This is a genomic window from Aquicella lusitana, assembly GCF_902459475.1.
Classification (GTDB): domain Bacteria; phylum Pseudomonadota; class Gammaproteobacteria; order DSM-16500; family DSM-16500; genus Aquicella; species Aquicella lusitana.
Window position 1 is genome coordinate 1,411,745 of record NZ_LR699114.1, and the last position, 16,648, is coordinate 1,428,392.

General features: G+C 38.7%; 18 protein-coding genes. 7 read left to right on the forward strand and 11 right to left on the reverse strand.

Annotated elements, in window-relative coordinates; translation table 11 throughout:
- The first annotated feature begins 152 nt into the window (after positions 1-152).
- Complete coding sequence (locus AQUSIP_RS06460; RefSeq protein ID WP_114834447.1) at positions 153-455, forward strand: putative quinol monooxygenase; 303 nt, start codon at positions 153-155, stop codon at positions 453-455.
- 43 nt (positions 456-498) lie between these two features.
- Here the strand turns inward: AQUSIP_RS06460 and AQUSIP_RS06465 are convergent, their stop codons facing one another.
- From AQUSIP_RS06465 to AQUSIP_RS06475, 3 genes are all read right to left on the reverse strand, one after another.
- Complete coding sequence (locus tag AQUSIP_RS06465) at positions 499-693, reverse strand: hypothetical protein (protein WP_114834448.1); 195 nt, start codon at positions 691-693, stop codon at positions 499-501.
- A 76-nt stretch (positions 694-769) separates the two neighbouring features.
- A complete protein-coding gene (locus AQUSIP_RS06470; RefSeq protein WP_114834449.1) occupies positions 770-1,156 on the reverse strand; it encodes a DUF2065 family protein in 387 nt (128 codons plus the stop codon).
- Between the two features lie 21 nt (positions 1,157-1,177).
- Positions 1,178-1,378, reverse strand: coding sequence for a hypothetical protein (locus AQUSIP_RS06475; protein WP_114834450.1), 201 nt, complete (start codon positions 1,376-1,378; stop codon positions 1,178-1,180).
- A 374-nt stretch (positions 1,379-1,752) separates the two neighbouring features.
- On the opposite strand from AQUSIP_RS06475, the gene AQUSIP_RS06480 reads away from it, so the two are divergent.
- From AQUSIP_RS06480 to AQUSIP_RS06490, 3 genes are read left to right on the forward strand one after another with little or no spacing between them, the layout of a single operon-like run.
- On the forward strand, positions 1,753-3,108 hold the full coding sequence (locus AQUSIP_RS06480; protein WP_114834451.1) for an MBL fold metallo-hydrolase RNA specificity domain-containing protein: 1,356 nt from the start codon (positions 1,753-1,755) through the stop codon (positions 3,106-3,108).
- A gap of 11 nt (positions 3,109-3,119) precedes the next feature.
- A complete protein-coding gene (locus tag AQUSIP_RS06485) occupies positions 3,120-4,634 on the forward strand; it encodes a thymidine phosphorylase family protein (protein ID WP_114834452.1) in 1,515 nt (504 codons plus the stop codon).
- A complete protein-coding gene (locus AQUSIP_RS06490; protein ID WP_114834453.1) occupies positions 4,631-5,524 on the forward strand; it encodes a ribose-phosphate pyrophosphokinase in 894 nt (297 codons plus the stop codon). Before AQUSIP_RS06485 ends, AQUSIP_RS06490 begins: the two co-directional genes overlap by 4 nt.
- A 58-nt stretch (positions 5,525-5,582) precedes the next feature.
- On the opposite strand, the gene AQUSIP_RS06495 is transcribed toward AQUSIP_RS06490, so the two are convergent.
- Positions 5,583-6,077, reverse strand: coding sequence for a GNAT family N-acetyltransferase (locus AQUSIP_RS06495; protein WP_114834454.1), 495 nt, complete (start codon positions 6,075-6,077; stop codon positions 5,583-5,585).
- Positions 6,078-6,354: 277 nt separating this feature from the next.
- On the opposite strand from AQUSIP_RS06495, the gene AQUSIP_RS06500 reads away from it, so the two are divergent.
- Positions 6,355-7,758, forward strand: coding sequence for a DUF2779 domain-containing protein (locus AQUSIP_RS06500; RefSeq protein WP_170131808.1), 1,404 nt, complete (start codon positions 6,355-6,357; stop codon positions 7,756-7,758).
- Positions 7,759-7,809: 51 nt separating this feature from the next.
- Here the strand turns inward: AQUSIP_RS06500 and AQUSIP_RS12355 are convergent, their stop codons facing one another.
- From AQUSIP_RS12355 to AQUSIP_RS06515, 4 genes are all read right to left on the reverse strand, one after another.
- Positions 7,810-7,980, reverse strand: a complete 171-nt coding sequence (locus AQUSIP_RS12355; protein WP_170131809.1) for a hypothetical protein — start codon at positions 7,978-7,980, stop codon at positions 7,810-7,812.
- Between the two features lie 378 nt (positions 7,981-8,358).
- Entirely contained in the window at positions 8,359-9,426 is a 1,068-nt protein-coding gene (locus AQUSIP_RS06505) for a hypothetical protein (RefSeq protein ID WP_114834456.1), read from the reverse strand.
- A 228-nt stretch (positions 9,427-9,654) separates the two neighbouring features.
- A complete protein-coding gene (locus AQUSIP_RS06510) occupies positions 9,655-10,701 on the reverse strand; it encodes an NAD(P)-dependent alcohol dehydrogenase (RefSeq protein WP_114834457.1) in 1,047 nt (348 codons plus the stop codon).
- 190 nt (positions 10,702-10,891) lie between these two features.
- On the reverse strand, positions 10,892-11,245 hold the full coding sequence (locus tag AQUSIP_RS06515; protein ID WP_114834458.1) for a winged helix-turn-helix transcriptional regulator: 354 nt from the start codon (positions 11,243-11,245) through the stop codon (positions 10,892-10,894).
- Between the two features lie 142 nt (positions 11,246-11,387).
- Between AQUSIP_RS06515 and AQUSIP_RS06520 the strand changes: the two genes are divergently transcribed.
- On the forward strand, positions 11,388-11,894 hold the full coding sequence (locus AQUSIP_RS06520) for a hypothetical protein (RefSeq protein ID WP_114834459.1): 507 nt from the start codon (positions 11,388-11,390) through the stop codon (positions 11,892-11,894).
- 77 nt (positions 11,895-11,971) lie between these two features.
- On the opposite strand, the gene AQUSIP_RS06525 is transcribed toward AQUSIP_RS06520, so the two are convergent.
- Entirely contained in the window at positions 11,972-13,012 is a 1,041-nt protein-coding gene (locus AQUSIP_RS06525) for a methyltransferase (protein WP_170131810.1), read from the reverse strand.
- A gap of 168 nt (positions 13,013-13,180) precedes the next feature.
- Positions 13,181-13,585 carry a DUF1275 family protein gene (locus AQUSIP_RS06530; RefSeq protein WP_170131811.1) on the reverse strand — a complete coding sequence of 135 codons (405 nt, stop codon included), beginning with the start codon at positions 13,583-13,585 and terminating at the stop codon, positions 13,181-13,183.
- Positions 13,586-13,788: 203 nt separating this feature from the next.
- Between AQUSIP_RS06530 and AQUSIP_RS06535 the strand changes: the two genes are divergently transcribed.
- Positions 13,789-15,645 carry a DNA cytosine methyltransferase gene (locus tag AQUSIP_RS06535; RefSeq protein ID WP_114834462.1) on the forward strand — a complete coding sequence of 619 codons (1,857 nt, stop codon included), beginning with the start codon at positions 13,789-13,791 and terminating at the stop codon, positions 15,643-15,645.
- A 13-nt stretch (positions 15,646-15,658) separates the two neighbouring features.
- On the opposite strand, the gene AQUSIP_RS06540 is transcribed toward AQUSIP_RS06535, so the two are convergent.
- Entirely contained in the window at positions 15,659-16,378 is a 720-nt protein-coding gene (locus AQUSIP_RS06540) for an SDR family oxidoreductase (RefSeq protein WP_114834472.1), read from the reverse strand.
- Positions 16,379-16,648: the final 270 nt, after the last annotated feature.

Genomic DNA, 16,648 nt, shown 5'->3' on the forward strand with positions numbered 1-16,648 from the left:
CCAGTTTAAATAAAATTTAACATATTTTAGACATCTTATTGGCTGATAAAACTAACTCAATAGTTTTAGTGCTCCAAATAGCTTACCATACTATCAGAAGCCTGCTTGTGAAACATTTTACATACCACACGTCATTTCAAGGGAGCACCCGGATGAATAACGGAAACTATACGGTAATGATTGCCGGCATTGCCAAATCGGGCATGGAAGATTATGTAAAACGGTTTCTCAAGCAACTCATGCAGCATTCTCGTAAAGACAAAGGGTGTATTACTTACAACATTCATCAATCCATCGACAATCCTTCTGAATTTATGGTGTATATGCAATGGAAAAGCAAAGAAGCATTTGAGCAACACAATCAAAAACCAGAAATGCAGCAATTTAAACACGAACTGGCGAAAGAAATGTTCGAAGAGCAATCACCCAAAACATATTGGCATTTGCTGGATTAGAAAGCGAATTCATCTAGAAAAAAGTAATTGCTTTAGAATTTACTTATTCCGGAGGAACATACTGAAAATGTTTCACCACCTCCTGGGTTGCATTGTCAATAATTTCACCGTTCAATTCACCAAAGCTCGCTTCTGCCTGGCTATTTAGCCAGGTAATAAGCTCTTCAATGTCATTCCCAGAAGTAAAAATAGTCTCGCCATCATCAAGATATATTTTTGCGGTATACTTGTGTTTCACAATATCGCTCCTTATTTAAGACCGCGTTTAGCAGAGATCATGAGCACAAAACCAACTTGGAATTAAGCAGTGAAGCTTAATATGCAAACCCAAAATAACTTAAGAAGATGCCTAGCAAAAGTGTAATGAAGGCGCTTATATAGTAAGCTGAATTATTCTGTATAAATTTGGCAGACCACTCGGTAGCCGTTAGCGGAAATAAAACCCTAACAACTCCCTTAATCAGACTTAGCCAGGCAATGACGGTTATCACGACACGCCAATCCATTTGCCAAATATTATGGCTAATGACTAAAAGGATACCCACAATAAGCGCCAAAATGCCGGTCAGAAATAAAAGCGCAGGATTGTCCGCAATATCGTCCACCATGGTTTTAAATCGAGATGCGTTGATAAACATTGCTATACCGATAATGACCAAGTAGATACCTAATGCCTTTGCAAGAAAAATCGAAACATCCATATCGCATTCTCCCTCAGTTTATTAAATATCTTCCGCCGGATTATATTGTATACTTTTAACAATACGATGCGTTTTATTATTAACTATAATACCATTAATTTCGCAAAAACGATCCTGTCCTTGGCGACGCATCCAACCAATCAATTGACCAACATCATCAGCGTGATTTTCAATGAAACTACCATCGTCAAAATATACTTTTGCAGTATATTTAGGCTTCATATATCGGCCTCACTGGCAAAACTACAAATCGATGCCTATTCTTACTATTTCTGATGAATGGCTTCCGTAAGCCTTCCGCATAAAGAAGTGTTATGACATTAAAGCGGGCTTTCCAAATTTTATTAACGCTATCCAATAATCATTCTAACACGAATCACCATTGCAATCGGTTAATCAACAATGTTATCACTTGCCTTTGTTTTCTATAGAAAATAAAGTGCATCAAATGAATGGATTTTTTGAGAAGGGTTGATTAAATTGGACAAAGAAGCGAAGTATTCTCATTTCCGTTCGGAACAGCGTCGCATGCAAATTTGCAATACAGACAACATTGTCTAATTTAAAATTAAATTAACCAAAGATGTGTAATATATATGCAAATTACTTTTTTAGGTGCAACGGAAACGGTGACCGGTTCGAAGTTCCTGCTCACACACCATGGAAAAAAAATCCTTGTTGATTGTGGCCTATTCCAGGGATACAAAGCGCTTCGATTACGAAATTGGGACAAATTCCCCGTTGACCCAGCGCAAATCGATGCGGTGATTTTAACGCATGCTCACATTGATCATACGGGTTATTTACCGTTATTGGTTAAAAACGGATTTAGCGGAAAAATTCATTGTACGCACGGCACTAAAGACTTATGCGCAATATTGCTTCCCGATAGTGGTCACATACAGGAAGAAGACGCTAAACGTGCAAACAAATATGGTTATTCCAAACATCATCCCGCGTTGCCCCTTTACACGGAAAATGAAGGCAGACAAGCATTAAAACAATTTCTTCCGCATGATTTTGCTACTGAATATCGCTTATTTGATGATCTATCTTTCAGGTTTCATCATGCAGGTCATATTATTGGAGCCTCAATTGTTGAGATAAAATATAATAGTAAAACGCTCTGCTTTACAGGCGATCTGGGACGTCCTCATGATCATGTCATGAACCCGCCTGACGTCATCCACAAGGCGGATTATTTAGTTATCGAATCGACGTACGGTGGTCGATTACATGATCGAACCGACCCGTTGAAACAACTTGAAGATATTATTCAGCAGACGGTGAAGCGTGGCGGCTCTGTGATCATTCCTTCCTTTGCTGTGGGACGCGCGCAAAGCTTGCTTTATTATATTGACCAGTTAAAAAAAGCAGATCGAATTCCAGATTTGCCCGTCTTTTTAGATAGCCCTATGGCAATCAACGCGACCAATCTGCTGTGCCATTATACCAATGAACATCGGTTAACAAAGGAGCAGTGTAAAGATTTATGTAATGTGGCAGAATATATTGTCACGCCTGAGCAGTCTAAATCCATCGATCAATATAAGGTTCCTGTTATCATTATTTCAGCAAGCGGCATGGCGACAGGCGGCAGAATTCTGCACCATTTAAAATTATTTTTACGTGACCCACGCAGCACAATTCTTTTTGCAGGATTCCAAGCGGGCGGCACACGCGGCGACAGATTATTGCGTGGCGAGACTGAAATTAAGATACATGGTGAAATGATCCCTGTTCGTGCACATATCGAATTGCTGACCAGCCTCTCCGCACACGCCGATTACCAGGAAATACTTGCTTGGCTTAAAAAGTTTGAGCGGCCGCCCCAAAAAACTTTTATTGTCCACGGGGAACCTGAAAGTTCAAAAAATTTAAAGCGAAAAATTGAAGAGCAACTTAAATGGTCTTGCTACCTTCCAAAATACAGGCATGTCGAAACCTTATAAAGGAATTATAGTTGAACACTGAAACGAACAAGCTCCAACTGGTAAGATTGGGCATTAATACTAGACACGAATTTGTTATTTACATGCACGTAGATTGTTTCGTTTGCAAATCAGAAGGATTTGAGGCTCAAAAACAAATCGTTGTTACCTTCAATAACTCCTCTATTGTAGCAACATTAAACATTATTCAATCCGGCATATTGAGTAATCATGAAGCAAGCTTGTCGGAAAGTGCCTGGAAGCGCTTAGGTGTGCAAGAAGGCGATTATATCAGTTTGTCGCATTTAAAACCCGTTACTTCATTAAAATATTTGCGCTCTAAAATATATGGTAATGAAATGAATGCACATAAATTTCAAGCCATCATGGCGGATATCGTAGCGGGAAAATATTCCAACATTCATCTCTCAAGCTTTATAACCGCATGCGCCAAAGATAATTTGAGCATCGCGGAAATGATTGATCTCACTCAAGCCATGGTTCAAACGGGTGAGCGGGTCATCTGGGAGTATCCGCTTGTCATGGATAAACATAGTGTAGGCGGCATACCCGGCAACCGAACGACTCCGATTGTGGTTGCCATTGTTGCAGCAGCAGGCCTTATTATCCCCAAAACATCTTCAAGGGCCATTACCTCGCCGGCAGGAACAGCTGATACGCTTGAAACAATGACACCAGTCGATTTGAGCCTGACCAAGATGCAAAAAGTGGTTCGCAAAGAAGGAGGTTGCTTTGCATGGGGCGGTGCCATCAATTTAAGTCCGGCTGACGATATTATTATACGTGTCGAGCGCTCTTTAGATCTTGATCCTGAAGGACAGATGGTGGCTTCCGTCCTCTCAAAAAAAGCCGCCGCAGGCGCCACGCATGTGATCATCGACATGCCTGTTGGCCCCACTGCCAAGATTCGTTCGGATCAAATATTTTTAAAATTGCAGGACTATTTTATTGTCGTTGGTAAGGCAGTAGGCCTGAATGTAAAAGTGTTAAAAACAGACGGCATACAGCCTCTTGGAATAGGAATTGGCCCTGCACTTGAGGCAAAAGATATATTATCCGTTTTGCAAAATGAAAAAGATGCACCTGCAGATTTAAAAAACAAAGCTATAGTACTTGCGGCTTGTCTTTTGGAACAAGGTAAAAAAGCATCACCGGGTGCAGGGCAAGAATTAGCAAAAAAAATATTAGAAAGCGGTGCCGCTTTCAAAAAGTTTCTCGCTATCTGCGAGGCACAAGGCGGGTTTCGCGAGCCACAGCGCGCACCTTATACGCACGACATTGTAGCGGCACATGAAGGCATTGTGACTGAGATTGACAATCGAAATCTTGCCATGGTCGCAAAATTGGCTGGTGCGCCACATGATGCCACAGCGGGGATTGAATTTTTTGCAAAACGGGGAACGAAAATAGAAATCGGCCAAATTTTATATCGCATTCATGCCGAATCAACGGGTGAATTGGCTTATTCACTCAGTTTTGCTCAATCTATGCCAAACATTATCAAAATTAGCCGGGAGGGCATATGAAAAATTCCATCATTATGCCATTGCCAGCGTATACACAATTAGCTGTGGCATTAGCAAGTCAATTAAGAATCGAAATTGGCACTATTGAAGTACGTAATTTCCCAGATGATGAGTCCTACATCCGCTTGGATTCCGATGTCAAAAATAAGACTGTGATATTGGTTTGCGGGTTGGAACATCCAAATAATAAAAGTATGCCGCTTATGTTTGCTGCTCAAACTATAAAAGAATTGGGGGCCAAATCCGTTTGTTTAATAACGCCTTATCTTCCTTATATGCGCCAGGACAAGCGTTTTAAACCAGGTGAAGCGATTACCGCTGTTCTTTTTGCTAATTATCTTTCCAGTTGGATTGATTGTTTAATGACAGTTGATCCGCACTTACACCGGATTAAAAACCTTGAGGAAATTTATTCAACTAGTTCCATTGTGGTATTACATTCAACGAAGAAAATTGCTGAATGGATTCTCACTCATGTCGATTCACCCTTTATTATTGGCCCCGATGAAGAAAGTCTGCAATGGGTTGCAGAGGTGGCAGCATTAGCCTCCGCCCCCTACACCGTTATCAAAAAGACCCGCTACGGCGACAAAAAAGTGAGTGTTGCTGTTCCAGAAATAAAAGACACAGGTAAAACCCCCGTATTAGTAGACGATATTATCTCTACGGGAACCACCATGCTTGCCGCAATTCAAGAACTTGTAGCCAGAGGATTTAAAAAGCCTGTCTGTATTGGTGTGCATGCATTATTTAATAACGAGGCCTACAACGGCCTCTTGCACGCTGGAGCGCAACAGATTGCCACCTGCAATACCATTGCTCATCCTTCTAATCGCATTGATATTACCGATGTGATTGTGGAAGGTGTAAAATGCTTAAAACTAAACTGAGAAGGATAAGCAAATTATACTCGTTTTCCTCGATTGGATAACTATCATTACTTATAACCTATTTGTATATCTCAAACAGTAAAAAATCCTCGCCTTCCGATTGTATTTTTTTTACAAATTGCATACCTGCTTTCTCTAAAACATGCTGCGATTTTTTATTATCCAATCTCGTCAATGCGATTATTTTACTCACACTTAAATTTTTGAATCCCCACTCAATCAACGCCTTTGCAAGTTCCGTTGCGTATCCTTGATTCCAATATTTTTTATGAATAATATATCCTATTTCTATATCAGCTTTTTCAGCAATTGCTCCGGAATAATAAAAAAGTCCGGCGCGGCCAATAAATTCATTATTATCTTTTAAAAAAACGGAGCCCATGCTAAAACCGTTTTGCTGAAACTCAAGGATATGATGATTCAGCCACGCCTCCACAACCTCATTCGGATATTGCATCTCGTCTGATTCGGCATGCACAACCAGCCAGTTGTTATAGTCGGATAAAGAAGGAGCCCTAATAATGAGTCTTTTCGTTTCTAAAAAAATTGTCATAAAATTTCTCGTCGGACAAGATGGCTGGGCTACCAGGGGGATACTTTGAAATAAGTTTGTACAATATACTGCGAAAATGTTTCCCCATTATCTTTTAGGATAGGTGAAGGCGCGGCGAGTGAGCAACAGAAATTTATATTAAATCTCACACCATGTTATAATGATTTGAATAAATTTTAATTATACATTGCTTATGCACACTCTTTCGAAGTCTCAATATTGTAAGGGCCGGAAGTGTCTGAAAAGGATTTGGCTATACAATTATCATCGTGAGCTAATGGCTGAGACTTCCACCTTCCAGGAATCCATTCTTACTCAAGGGAAGGAAGTCGGCATACTAGCGCGTCAATTATATCCTGAGGGTGAACTTATTCATGAAGATCACCACAATCTGGAAGGCGCACTTGGGCATACCCACTTGGCTATTCAACGTAAAGCACCGGCCATATTTGAAGGCGCTTTTCTGTATGACAATGTCCTCATTCGCGTCGATATCCTGGTGCGGAATGAAAACGACACTTACGATCTGATTGAAGTTAAAAGCAGCACTAAACTTAAAGAAAAAGAACACTTGCCTGACTGTGCAATACAAGCTTATGTGCTTCAGCAATCCGGTTTCCAGATAAAGAATATATGTGTCGCATTTTTAAATAATCACTACATGAGGAAAGGGGAACTCGATCTGACGCAATTATTTATCGTCCGCCCGGTGAACGAGTTGCTTGAGCATGAATTACAATTGGTCCCGGCTTACCTCGATAAAATCAGCAATGTCCTGGCAACGAGTGAGGAGCCTTCATGGAAATTAGGGTCAATATGTAAAAATCCATATCCCTGCGAATTTAAGCATTATTGCTGGAAAGATGTACCGGAAAAATCGATTCATTATCTCTACAACATTCGAGATAAATTTCGTTTTAAATTAATGGAAATGGGCATAGAGCTCATACAAGATATTCCCTCTTCACTTGTTAAAAACGCACAACTTATCCAGGTTGAGCATGAAAAAACACAATTACCCTATATTGATAGTCAACAGATTGTTGAGCATTTGAGTCAACTCAATTTTCCATTGTATTTTCTCGATTTTGAAACACTCGGCTATGCTATCCCCCCTTTCGATAATACACGGCCATATCAACGGCTTCCATTTCAATACAGTCTCCATGTAAAGCAAGCACCTGATCTACCGCTTAAGCATCTGGAATTTTTGTTTGACAAATATGCCAATCCAATGCGAGCTGTAGCGGAACAGTTAGTAAACGATGTAGGACCATCTGGCAGCATTATTGTTTATAACAAAAGTTTTGAGGAGGGATGCATTCGAGACATGATTAAATCCTTTCCCGACCTCGCACCGATGCTTAATAGCATGCTAGAAAGATTATGGGACCTCTTAGTCCCCTTTGGAAAAAAATGGTACTATCATCCTGATTTTAATGGCTCGGCCTCGATCAAAAAAGTTTTGCCGGTTCTCGTACCCGAGCTAAGCTACAAATCTCTCGGCATCCAGCAAGGTGATGATGCCCAGGCTTACTATTTAAAACTAATCAAGGATGAGCTTCCTGCGGCTGATCGTAATCGGATAAAAAATGATCTCCTTGCGTATTGCAGACTGGATACCTTGGCCATGGTGCGTATTCTTGATGAGTTGAGAAAAGTTACATCTGCTTCTTCTTAAATTCATATAAATATCGTAGGGATGAAACTATTAGAATACTAAATTTAATGCCTATTTGAAAATCTCATCCGGCCAGCCCATGTGATCGGATATCCAATATTTATTATTTAAAATATCATAAACGCCTGCCACGACCTGGTCACAACCCAACATTCCTGAGGAGGCCGCGAAGCGGCCGTCTCGAAGGGCATTTTTAATCAAATTTCTTTCGCCTTTTTGCATAAATTGACAATCCTTGCCAATCACCCCTGATTAATCCTTCTTTTTTCTGTCGACTCCAACTTTTTATTGTCTTTCCGATGCCAATGCCGCTTCTCTTCCATTTGAAATGTCTGTTTAAACTACTTCGCAACTGGCTGATATGTTCCATCTATTTCCTCCTTGGCGAGAAGAATTATATGAATTTCTATAAATATCAGCGAGCCCTTCGAGATGGCCGCTTCGCGGCCTCCTCAGGGGCGAACGGTTAGAAATTTTGTCGTGTACAGAGAAAAGCTACTTTAAATTAAGTATAGCATTTAAAATTTGCATAATATCCATTTGATTCTGTAATAAGTAAATGTAAAAAGCCAAGGAATAGTGTCCGCACCTACTTCTATGTTATTTAATTTTTCTATCTCTATTTAAATTATTTTTTACTTCTGCTAAAAAATCTTCAGCTATCTCATGAATTCCTTTTCGAATATTATCCGCGTTAATCCCCTGTTTTTTAAATTCGTCTTTTGCTCTATTACGAAAATCCTCCTCCAATATTGAAGTAAAATTTTCACCAAGCTCAGCTTTAAACTGGTCTACATAAAATTGAATTTCAATAAGCTCCGCCAATTTAATTCCCTTTATTCGAGCATAAGCTAAAACATCCGTTGGTTTTGCTACTTCTTTCGCTTTAAATAATATATTTTTGTCAGTATACTTATCATGAAATTCGTTTAGAGATTTATCTTTATAAATTTTCCTGCCAACGGGGTGTTCTTGGTGAGCGTTAATAAATGCCGCCCTTGCTGCTGTCTTTAATAATTCGTCAGGAAGTTTAGTAACCAAAACTCCGTCTTCATAACCTTCTTTTGTTTCCGCCCTTTCCAATAAACGGTGAAGCAAATCAGGAATAATGTACTGATCATGAGAAACAAACCCAGTTGCATCACGTCCAAATACAAGGCAATCAGCAAAACATGAATAATCGTCTGATTGACGTATTTCTTCTATCGTTAAAACTGGCATCTCTTTGAGGGATTCTGATTTTGTTTTTAAGGCGTATCGCAGATAATTAGCAACTTTCTTGTTATCATAAAACCCAGTGTCTGCTGCCAGTATCGCGTCCCTGCCATTTTCCTTGATATAAAGAATCGGCGTAATATGTTTTCCGTAATTTGATACGATCATAAATAGTTCTCGAAAATTATCTGTATTTGCGGCTTTTTTTTGTGCCTCTCTTAAAAGAGGTACAACATACTGTGCAATTTTTTCATAGATTGCTTCACCACCAAATATAAGACCATTTATTTCATCCTCGACCATGTTTGATTGATATTTGCTTTTATAATATTCGATGACAAGCTCCCTGCCCGCCTCTTGATTTAACAACGCTACGGTATTTTCTACACCTGGATCTACCAATCGTGCATCATGGGTTAAATCGTAATATTCAGAATATTCAAAACGCTTCATAAGTCATACTGCCGTGATTGGGGATATAACTTAAGTTTAGTTCATAAAATCTAAAAGTTATTTTTAGCTATCTTGATGATTTTAAAAGATATAAGAAGTGGTTATTTGAAAATGTGCGATGATATAGGTATTCAATATTTCTCTATCAAATATCCTGGATGATAGGCAAGGGGTGATTAGGCAATTTTTCCCGCCCAATTATTAGTAGTAATTGGGCGGGACTGATGATTACTTCAATGAATTTATATCAATAACGAAACGATATCGTACATCGCCTTTAATCATGCGTTCATAGGCTTCATTGATTTTTTCAATAGGGATGAGCTCAATATCAGCCGAAATACCGTGTTTGCCGCAAAAATCCAGCATTTCTTGTGTTTCCTTAATGCCGCCAATTAACGAACCTGCTAAACAGCGACGTTTAAAAATGAGTGGAAAAGCATTCAGTGTTGCAGGATGTTCTGGTACACCGACCAACACCATGGTACCGTCTAACTTTAGCAATGTTAAATATTGATTAAGATCCGTGTTGCCCGCGGCAGTATTAAGAATAAAATCAAAATAGTTTGCCCGATCAGCGAACACTTTTCCGTCAGAGGTATTTATAAAATGCTTCGCCCCAAAACTTAATGCGTCCTCTTTTTTCCTGTCCGAGGTGCTTAATACAGTAACTTCTGCGTCCATGGCAGCAGCTAATTTAACCGCCATATGACCCAAACCACCCAAGCCTACAATACCCACTTTATCGCCGGCTTTGATTTTCCAGTGTCTTAATGGGGAATACGTTGTAATACCCGCACATAATAAAGGTGCGGCTTTCTCTGCCGGAATATTGGCTGGCATTTTAAGTACATAATTTTCATCAACCACAATTTGGGTTGAATAGCCACCAAATGTTGGCGTTTCACCATCCTTTTCAACGCCATTATAAGTTAGATTCATGCCTTTGTCGCAATATTGTTCAATACCCTGTTTGCAAGGATTGCATTCACGACATGAGTCAACAAAGCATCCAACACCAACCATGTCACCCACTTTATAGCGCGAAACAGCCGATCCGATTTTGATTACCTTGCCCACAATTTCATGACCAGGCACCATTGGAAAATTTCCATTACCCCATTCATCACGTGCTTGATGCACATCAGAATGGCATACACCGCAATACTGGATATCAATCACCACATCATGAGGACCAGGATTTCTACGTTCCACTACAAAAGGTTTCAAAGGGTCTTTGGGCTTCATTGCTGCATAGGCTTTCACAGAATTCATATTTTCATCCTTCTCAGTCGATAAAAACTATGCGCATCATACAAAGTGATTGGCGTTGAATAAAGGGAAGATCGAAAAAAAATAGTAGCGAACAAGCAATGATCAATTTTTTGATCATAATAGATCCAAATGGAGGAACCAGGCCTCCAGCAGCCACATGTGAAAAGTGAGTTAGCGATTTTTGTTAATTTTACAATGGGTGTGCGTTATTCATGACCTTAGCGCCCCACTCCCTTAATGAAAGCAGAATAGGCCTTAGACTCTGCCCAAATTCAGTAAGCGTATATTCTACTTTGGGCGGCACTTGCGGATAAACCTTTCTCTTGATGATTAAGTCTTTTTCAAGCTCGCGCAATTGCAAAGTAAGCATTCGTTGCGTCACGCTAGGAATCAAACGTCTTAACTCATTAAAACGTTTTGTTCCATCTAAAAGATGAAACAATATTACACCCTTCCATTTATTGCCGATAACGCTCAGCGCAGCCTCTATGGAACAGCCATAATGGCACTGGTTGACACGTCTACGCTTTTTTTGATAGGCCATTGATTTATTACCATTTCTCTATATAACAGTATAGTTTTTGTAAGTATATCACAAAATTGTGCGTTCTTGCTATATTTACCCCATTAATATCAAAATAAACATACTTAACAAAACACACATACAATACGAGGTAAAAAAAACCATGATGAGCTATAACAGTGACTATATATCCTACATAGAAGGTCAAATACATAACCAACGACGGATACAGAACGCCTTGGAAGTCGAATTAGCGAAGAAAATTGATATTGCTTCGGTTAGGCAAAATCAAGAACAGTTATTAAAATCTTATAGGGACGATTGGAATAAATCTTGGCGTTCTTGGAGTATATTTAAAGACAATACCCGTGAAGAACACATGGATAAATTTCAAAAGTCCATTAATACTTTGAGTGTTTCAAACTTAATCTATTATTTGGAATACTTGGAAAATGAAATGAGTTATGCAATTAGTAAAAATGGCGCTAATTATGCTTCTATAATAAATAAACTTTATTCTAATTTTATGAGTAATTTTGATAAAGAATCGCGCGAAATTTTACTAAATATTTTACATGCTGAAGTTGAAATTAAACGTCTCATATCCAAGCAGAATGGTCGTGAGGAGTATGATGGAGATTTTATCCGCTTGGGACGTTATATAAAATAGTGATCCTGGAAGCCAAGGATGGCCTTCCTGTAAAAATGCCGTATAATCTTGATGGCCGCTAATGCCGATTTAAAATTTCATCTAAGGTTTTTCTTAACACCGATGATCATATGTTTCTCACCAGACGAAGGGATAACCTGGCAATCCATAAAACCCGCTTTTTCCAACCAATTGACGTAGTCTGATGCGCTTCCATGTTTCCCCTGCATCTCGAACAACATGGTCAAGTTTAACATAGCTGTTAAGTATGGCCCTGATTTATCCTCATCAAATAATTTTTCCAAAATAACAATTAATCCGTTAGTTGGCAGCCTGGCATATGTTTTTTGTATAAGTGAAACACACATTGACTCCGGCCAATCAGATAAAAGATAGCCAATTGAATAAACATCTCCAGCCGGTAACGCGTCTCTAAATATATCGCCTTCATAAAAATACGCTCGGCTCTCAAGATGGTGTTCCTTTAATTTTGCTTCTGCATAAGGCCTAACTTGCGGGTAATCCACGATAATGGCATCTAAATTTGGATTTTTATGCATTGCTGCGACAGCAAACGACCCTGATGCACCGCCTAAATCAATCAATTTCTTATAGCCAGCAAAAGAAAATTTCTCGCACAAATCAATCGAATCGGTATAACCTGAAGCCCACATGGTAGATAAAAAAGCTTCTATTGATTGTTCATTTACGTAAATGAAATCAGTGTATATTGAATTAATATCATTTATGGCTTTTGCGTTTCGCCCTATTTTTTCCCACTGCTGTTTATTTTCACGAATAGCAGATAGCAAATAACCAAAAATTTGGTAACTTGTTTTAAAGTAGTGGCCAAATCTTTCGCCGCAATAGTGATTGCTTTTACTCGATAGAAAAGGCGCCCATTCAGGATTAATTTTATATTTATTGCCTTCCTTCTCTAGCAAGTTGATGCAATGAGCGCAAATTAATAATCGCTCTAAGGAAGCTTCGGGTAATTTGAGATGATTACTGATTTGATCAAGTGTTGAAGGACCTTCATCTATCAGACAATCAAATAGTTTTAATTCATGACAGACAAAAAGCACCTGGCTTTCTACGAAGCCAAACATTATTTTTTCAAGCATTAATGGGATTTTCATTACATAACCCCGCTGTTTTTCCATTTTTTTGATAGGGTAATTTCGTAGAATAACGAGTTAGTTAATCGAAATAAAGTGACATTTTTTTTATTATATGTTCCATGAAGCAACAAATGGTTAGCGAGACTGCTTAGTCGATCTATATGTGTGTCACCATAGCTAAAATAGTCACAATGCGCCTACCGCTATCATGCTGAGAGCAAGGTACTGCCACGAATCGAATGCAAGATAGGGAAAATGATATACGCCGCCATACATAAAAATGCCCAATAAAATTCCTTCTATTAATAGCCAAACCACCAATAGAGACGATGTCTTGCCGTGTTTTTCTATGACAGTAGTGATCAATACAGCAAATATAATGAATAAGGGAATGGCTAAAATTTTTGGTGCAACGCCAGGGTCATGATGAATGATTTCAGAAATAGCGATGACAATATTCCCTGTAATATGCGCGGTAAATAAATGATTTGCTCCGATGAAACTGATAACGTCCGTAAATCCAGCAATGGCTGCCATCAGAAATGCAGTTGAAGATAAAGTAGCAAACTGTATTTTATGTTCAGCGTTCATACAGTAATCCAAGTCAAACGTCACATTATCGCAATGAAGCAGATTTAGATAGCCATTAAACAGCTTATATTCAAAATGTATCATGATCAATAAAGGGCGACCATAACCTTATGAAAAAATAAGCCATCTCAGTATTATTTGCATCATTATGGCCCGATAGATATAATACGTCCCTGCAAAATTGCGGCACACCGAGGAAAATCATGTTACCCACTTACACCATTAAAAATACCGTGGCAGAATCATTAAATTATAAAAAAGTGAAGCTAATTTATTATCTTATTAATATGGGATCAAGTGAAAAGGCGATTGCCGACAAGGTTTCTAAAAACATAAAGCAAATAGCAGCGGATAAAATTGAATGCGAAACAATAACCCATTTTTTATTCGGAGAATATTTATTAAATCGAAAAGGCGCAATCAGTTTTGATCTAGGCATTCTCCAAGATGAATATGGAGTTGAAATCGAGCCATTATCAAACGCAACGCCCTATCAGAGCTCTGACAATAATGAATTGGTTATTAAAATTCTCTTTGCACAAACGGCTGCGTGCGGCGCTCATTCATCCGCCAAGCATAGCAAAACGAAAAATAACGATAATAACAACAATAACAATGAAGAAGATTTTCATTTTCTTAAAGATTTTCAATTTGCCTTGGAAACATTAAAACCTGATATAGTTTTCGCCGAAAATTTACCAACCATCCCAGCCAGCAGCAAGGTTCAAATCAAGGATGCATTAGCAGTTTATGGCAGCATAAGTCACATTCATGACATGGTCATTGACCACAGCAACTATACCGCATCTGAGCGGCAGCGCTACTACATCATTGGTACTAGTTTTAAATTAGAAGATTGCGATTTAAAACCAGAAGTTAAAAATCGATTACCGTTACAATACTTATTCACGCGGAATACGAATCCAAAATACCAATCATTACGCGACAATATGTGTGATAATTCAAACAGGACTCTTTTGCGTTTGCCAATAAGAGAAAATGACAGAAAATCATTTATCAGACAACTAAGGATATATTTCCTACTTAAAAACACCGAACCAACCCTGCACGCTCATAATCTGATTATCTTGCCTAAAAAAGCATTAAATCTTTTCCCAAAAATAAACAATGAAATCAGAAAAGATAAAATGTTGGAGAATGGCTTATCTGCTGTTTTTAATCCTAAAAAAGGAAGGGTAACCTTTTATGGTCTCAAAAAAAATGGGATCGGCAATTTTGAGAAGCATCAATTACTTCACACACAGCAAAAAACGCCTACCTTATTTGATCGATGCATCATTTTCAGTTTTTGGGATGATGATGGTTACGCCCCTAATATTGGGGAACTAAGCCTGATCCAAGGCATGACAAAAGACCATACTTACAAGATGCTGGACTTACTCAAAAAGCATACGGGCAAGAGTGTCAATACCGCCGTCCATGCGCTTGCGCATAGCTTATCTCCCAAAGTAGTCTCCCCTTTTTTGATAAATTGTATTTTGAGAAAGCTAAAAATAGAAAAAATTCTACCTATCGACTTAATGATACCAAGAAGTGAAAGCGACAATAATAACTACCAAACCCAAACGGGCGACACTAAAATAAAATGTCCACAGGAATCCTTAGCGGAAGCGATAAATATTAGCGATTATGAAATCATTAATGCTAAATTGCATAAACAAAATAATCCAGATGAGTTCATTACTGTTGGCGTCGTAAGACACAAATTGACCAAGACAATTTTATGCGATGAGATGATTATTTCTCCACTTCCTTTAATTGAGCTTTATAAACAAAATTATTTATCTAAAGAAAACAAAGAGCCTGTTTTTTCCCTTGATACTACCCCATCAAAGCGAAAACGGCTAAATGTCCATTGCGGTTCAGAATTTATATTTAGCCGTGATCTTAATGTAGCCGGTGAAAACCAGGATCGCTCCATTTCTCATGCTTCTCGTTGGCAGTCAGATAACAACAACCTTGATCAAGTAATACCAGACAGTCATGAAGAAGACATTCAATCAAAATCTGGATATGGTAATTTAGGTTACTCGAAATAATAATATTGCTTGATTACATACCCATTAATCCAATGCTCCCACCACCATCGACAAAGAGCGTTTGGCCTGTAATAAAGCCCGCTCTCTTATCCAGAAAAAAGGCAACGGAATAAGCAATTTCATCGGGTTCGCCCATCCGTCCCATCGGGATAGTAGACATAACACGCTTTTCTTGCTCACTTCCTTTAGGATGATCAAAGAAAAATTGTTCTGTATTGATCGGGCCTGGTGCGATGGCATTTACCGTGATTCCATCTTTCGCAAGCTCTAAAGCCCATGTACGTGTTAGGCCAACTAATGCTGCTTTTGCCGCACTATAACTTGACCGTCCAACTTTACCTAACATTGCGCGGCTGGCGATGTTGATGACACGACCCCAATTTTTTTCTTTCATGTTTGGAATAAAAAATTTCATCGCTTGGAGTGCAGGGCGCAAATTAATATCAATTACAGTGTTAAAATCATTGAGGTTTATGTCTTCTATCAATTGTGGTTTGGCGATTCCAATGTTATTAACAATACCATCAATGGAATGCTTTTGTTTAATAGTACTAAAAATTGAAATGGTTTTATCAGCATCACTTAAATCTGCCAAATACAAAACGCCTGGAAATTTAAAGTTGGGTTCGTTTCTAGCTATTCCAATCGCTTGATAGCCTAACTCATTTAAATGAGTAGCAATTGCCAAACCAATACCCCTGGTTGCGCCGGTGATTAAGAATGATTTTTTCATGTTTGATTGCTTCTTTTTAATCAGCATTGTTCCTTAAATAGGATCAGAACTAGCACATCTAGCACCTCTCCCGAAACCAATATCATGAAATTATATCTTAACCGCACCTCTTTCTGCAGCAATTTAAAACCACACCCCAGTGAACGTAGCAATAAAAAAGCCTGCTCTGTTACCCGATATGCCATCCCGTTTAATATCCAGGAAGTTCAAAAAAACTTGCGCAACTATTACACTCCAATTAAAAACATGAAGCGAAGATTATTAAAAAGC